Source organism: Streptomyces sp. NPDC058877 (assembly GCF_042742855.1).
Taxonomy (GTDB): domain Bacteria; phylum Actinomycetota; class Actinomycetes; order Streptomycetales; family Streptomycetaceae; genus Streptomyces.
This window is the reverse complement of record NZ_JBHYMF010000315.1, coordinates 1-4999: the sequence shown is the minus strand read 5'-3', so window position 1 is coordinate 4999 and position 4999 is coordinate 1. Positions and strand designations below refer to the sequence as shown.

Annotated in this window: 3 protein-coding genes; 2 read left to right on the top strand and 1 reads right to left on the bottom strand. The window is 64.0% G+C overall.

From position 1 onward, the window contains the following. On the bottom strand, positions 1-3334 hold a 3334-nt coding region (locus ACFW2Y_RS34690), incomplete at its 3' end, for a DNRLRE domain-containing protein (protein ID WP_384887395.1). 910 nt (positions 3335-4244) lie between these two features. On the opposite strand from ACFW2Y_RS34690, the gene ACFW2Y_RS34685 reads away from it, so the two are divergent. Together ACFW2Y_RS34685 and ACFW2Y_RS34680 are read left to right on the top strand one after the other, a co-directional pair. After that, complete coding sequence (locus ACFW2Y_RS34685; protein ID WP_384887392.1) at positions 4245-4580, top strand: hypothetical protein; 336 nt, start codon at positions 4245-4247, stop codon at positions 4578-4580. Between the two features lie 91 nt (positions 4581-4671). Beyond that, positions 4672-4845 carry a hypothetical protein gene (locus ACFW2Y_RS34680; protein ID WP_384887389.1) on the top strand — a complete coding sequence of 58 codons (174 nt, stop codon included), beginning with the start codon at positions 4672-4674 and terminating at the stop codon, positions 4843-4845. Positions 4846-4999 lie beyond the last annotated feature (154 nt).

Here is a 4999-nt window from a genome sequence, read left to right as displayed (position 1 = left end):
CCGCAGCCATTTCGTCCGGAGTCACACACCCACAACGCGACACACAACCCGAAGGACACGCACCACCAAACACGACCTGACCAAGCACTACTAGGTAGGTGTAGGTCTTTCCTGCGTGGTCGACCGGTCCTGTGGCGGTGCCAGTTGCTACGCCGTCGACGTAGAGAGTCTGGCTTGTCCCGGTGCTGGAGAGGACAACGTGGTGCCATTGGTTGTTGTCCACTGCTCCATTCGATGCCAGCGTGACCGGTGTTGTGCCCACGGTGCCGAAGGAACCGAGCAGGTAGCCATTGGAGTCGAGCTCGAGGATCGGGTTGCTTGCCTGGTCCGGCGAGTCGCCCAGTGGCGTGTCCTGGAAGCCCATGAGCACGCCCTCGTACCTGCCGGTCTTGAACCACATTTCCACGGACAGGACGGTGGAGGACGAGATCGTGGAGTCGGGCAGCTCGACGTGCGCCTTGCTGAAGGAGCCCGACTTGTTGTCGGTCCCGGCGATCGCTCCCGTGGCTTGCAGCGTGACGCCGCGATAGCGGCCGGCGTTCATGCCCGTCGTCGTGGCGGCTTCGCTGGCTGCCGCCTCGCCTTCCGTCTCGTTGAGGCGCCAGTATCCAACGGGGTTGGCGTCGAGAATCGTGCTGCGGTACTGGCTGCCGTTCTCGTAGGTGTACTGGGTGCAGTCAGTCGTGGACGAGGGCGGGCAGACCTTGGTCAGGCTGTCTCCATCGTAGGTATACGTCCACTTCAGTTGGGAATCAGCGCCAGTCACCTCGTTGGATTCCGCAGCCACAACGTGGCTACCCGCCCACGTGAACGTGAGGTACCTGCCGGACAGTGCGTCGGTGGCCCTGGTAAGTTGCCCGTCCGTGTAGGTGAGCAGTTGCTCTCTGCCGTGACCGTCAGAGATCTTCGTGAGTCGGCCGGTGCTGTCGAACGTATGGAGATTTGCGGCTCCGTCCCTCAGCGTCCATCCTCCGGTGGATACCGACTTGAGCACACCAACGGATCCAGACGGGGCGGCGTAGGTGCCGTCAGCGTTACGACCGAAGCGGACCTGGGTTCCGTTCGACAGAGTAATGAGAACGTTGCCGTTGTTCTCGGCCTGGGCTCGCATGTCCCAGCGAGTGGACCAGCTGGCGCCGAAGGCGTTGCTCTGCCGGGTGTCCTGGGAGTTGTAGGTACGTGTGACAGAGAGCTCGGGTCCGACCGTGGGGATCGCGGTGTCCGTGGCGGCGGTCGCGTAGTTGCCGTTCCGCTCCCCGAAGTTGCGCCCCGCATCGGACGTGCCAAGGTGGCTGGTGATCGGGGGCTGAGGGACCTGGGTGGTCAGGAGAGACGGTCCTGGCCTGACAGATGTGGCGAGGCCGTCGTAGACGTAGCCGTACCACGCGTACGTCTTGGACCAGCTGAGCCAGCCTGCAGGGACGTTCCACTGAGCGGATGTGCTGCGGGCGCCCATGCGGCAGTTCTTGCGGGTGTTGCTGCCTTCGGCTTCGCAGACCTCGAACTGATACTCCAGGGCCTTGGGGTAGCGGTCGCGGTCGGTGCCGGATGCCCAGAAGGTGGGCGTGAGCGTGTCGGTGACGATGCCGCTGGCGGGGGCCAGGCCCGTGAGCGTCGGTGGAACGTTGACGGCCTCCACCTTCACGTTGACCGTCGGGATGCCCGCGCCGCTGAAGGTGCTGGTGCCGTAGTCATCCATCGTCCAGGCGATGGTGTACGTACCGGGGGCCAGTGGGGCGATCTTCGCGTTCACAGTGATACTGCTGCCGGGGGCCACGCTGGTGGGCATGTTCGTCCACCGCAGCTTCGACGTGTCGGTGATCTCCTTGCCGGCAGCGTCGTAGAGGCGGTAGCGCAGCTTGTAGTTGCCGTTCGCGGGCCAGTTCTCCTGGCCGCGGTTGGTGACCGTCATCTGAAGGGCGCCCTCAGAAGTAGCGGTCATGGGTGTGATGAGCGTTCCTATCTTGTAGGTGGCGCCGTACTTGGTCCACGTCACGTCGAGGGAGGGCTTGCCGTTGGGGTAGTCGTCGGAACCGAAGTTCTTCCAGGCGTACGAGTCGGTCGTCGACGCCTTGACGGCGAGGCCGTAGTTCTTCTTGCGGCCGTGGGTCCAGTCGTCGACGAGCTGCCGGCCCGCCGAGCCGAGCTTGATGCCTTCCCACGCGGCGCCGCCGCACGGGTACGAGGTCTGCCCTTCAGGGCGCCATCCGTGCGTGAAGCTTTTCGATGCCAGTGCCGCCCCGGTCGGGGGGCCGGGGTAGGTGGAGGTTGTCGACTCGGACCAGGCGGAGGTGATGGGATGGATCGTCACGGGCCGCGCCGTACACGAGTACGACCAGGTGTTGTAGAGAGCGAGGCTGGCGCCGAGTACCCAGGCGTTCTTCAGCGTGCTCTCGACACCGGCGAAGTGCAGGAAACCGGCCGCCTTGTGGCCACCTGCATCATAGGTTCCGGCCTTGATGTTGGTGTCGCTGGCGAAGTTGGTGTTGTAGGGGTACTGCACGAAGGTGCCGGACGTGGCCGCGACCGCGGTCACACTGACCACGGTCGGGTCGACCTTGACGGGGAAGACTCGGCGCGGGTCGCGGAGCCATTCGTTGTCGAGGCTCACCTTCAGAACCTGGCCGCCTTCAACATCAAGCAGGTCGTATCGAACCCCGCTGGATATCTCGCCCTGGTTCGAGTTGGGAGCGAGGTTCGAGTCCTCCATCCATCCCGCGGGTATTCGGGCCCGAACAGTGCCCGAAGAGTCCTTGAAGAGGACGGCACCCGAAGGGTCAAGAGATCCGGTCAGCCCCTGCGTATAGAGGGGGAAGGTCCACTCCGTCGGCGCGTCGACGCTGTTGAGGTAGAGCACCTCCTTGACAGAAGCGCCTGTCGCGATGAACCGCACATCGGAACCCGGAAGCACCTCTTTGTAGGTGATGGTGCTCTCTTCAACCTCACCCTGGGCGTGGGCCGCTCCTTGGATGGCGAAGCCGACCGAGGTTTCTGAGCCGGTGTTCATGGAGACAAGGGGAGCGCCGTCGGCGAATCCGGCGAAGGCCGAGTCGGTCTCACCCGCAGCAATGCGCCAGCCGTCAGTAGGCATGTTCACGGCGCGCCCGAGGCGCCCCGCATGGGAAACCGGCTTCAGAGTCGTGTCCACTGGCTTCCAAGCGCCCAATGCTTCTTGGAAGTTGACCGGCTCGTCGTAGAACCGCGTGGTGAGTGTTCCATCAGCGTTCTGGAACGTCTTGGCCGTCCGCTGCCGCTCGCCGACGAGTTCCCGGCTGGACTTGGCATCGAACCCACGAGGCGTTTCCGTGTTACCGGCGACGGCTGTCAGCGCCACGGGCGGCCTTTGGGCCGTCGGTACGGCGAGAGGGGAGGCCGGCTCCTGCAGGGGCGCCAACTCTCCCGGGGCCGGGTTGTGACCTGGCCGCCCCCCTGATGCCTCCGTAGAAGTGGCATCACCTGTGGATTCATGCGACCGACCGGCCGCAGACCCCCACTTCTGATCAGGGGCATCACCCGCCACAGTGCGGCCAGCCCGCAGGGACTGCGCGACCGCAGGCCCTTCGGAACCAGCGAGTGCAGCCATCACGAAAGCGACTGCAACGGAAACAGGCCGCACGAAACGCACGGAGGCCCCCCTCAGAACATGATCAAGAGAGATCAGTTGATCGATATGTAGACACAGAAAGCAAGACACGTAAGCAAGTTGTGATGGCCGAGTGAAGATTATTCGTGGATATGAAGGGAATAAGCGACATTCGCCACCCTCACGCTCCTGCAGTACAAGGAGCCTTTTCCAAGCTGGCAGCGATGACCGCGAGTTGGACAGTTCTGCGCAACGATGAAGCTCCTGGTGGGGCACGGTTTATCTTGGTCGTGACACCTCCTACCAGGAGCTTCACCGCATCGCAGAGCCGCCCAACCGACGGACATCGCCAGCAGGTTGGAATCAGCTCAGTTCCAGAAGGCCACTATCATCCTCGGCATGCCTACGACCAGGAGCGGGGACGTTGAGTAGCGACGCACATTGAGAAGAACCAGGCCACGATCTGAGGGCGTGGACGCTCGGCCAGCTCCAGACGTTCGTCCATGACGCCCGCGGTCAGCAACTTGAGACAGCACGCGTCGCCGCGCAGGGACAGGCCTACAACTCCAGCCATCCCCAGGAAGCCCGTCGCCAGTGGGCGAAGCTGTCGCTGCTCGCGAACCGACGCATGCTCGACCATGCCGAGGGACATCCTGCGCGCGTGGCTCAGCAGGACTTCATGCTCCGCATGTGGGTGATCGACCAGCTGGGCCCCGACGACACGGACCCCGACTGGAGTCCCGAGGCGCTGGCGTCCGACACGCTCGACGCACTGTCCTTCACGCCCCCGCAGGCCGCTGCTCTCGCCGAAGGCTGGGGCGACTTTCCCACCGGGCAGATCCGCGAGCTGCGGCGACACAAGAACCTGACGGCCCATCTGGAAAGCCTGGTCGACTACCTGGCACCCGGCCCGGTGCGGGAACGACTCGTGGCCTGGACCCCAACCCGACCCCTCCTGCCCTGCCCTGCTGTTATTTACGCGTCAGAGTCAAGCTAAGCTCAATCACACCACCTCAACGAACAAGGCAACCAGATAGTTTCGACTCAATAACTCCGACCGTGACCCGCTCGTAGCGGCCTTCCTCGCCGTGCTCCACCGCAGACGCCTCGCGCTCCTCGAGGTCGCAGAAGGCCCCAGCCCGTCCTCGCCCGAGCGACCGCAGGCCCTGGTTGCCGAGCTGTTCTACCCGATCACCGCGAACATCCAAACCGGCGGGTTCACGCTGCGGCGCCGGGTGGGCGTGAACGCGAGAGGAGCCTGACCGCATTCTGTGCTGCCGGTGCCGAGTACCGATCACGTGGCCCTTCAACAGCCCGCTGTGGCCAGGGAGCTGTCGATAAATAACTCCTTGATCTTGGTGCGGGTCATGAGCTCGCGAGATCGTGCCCGGCGATTGCGGCAAGTTGTTGTGCCGT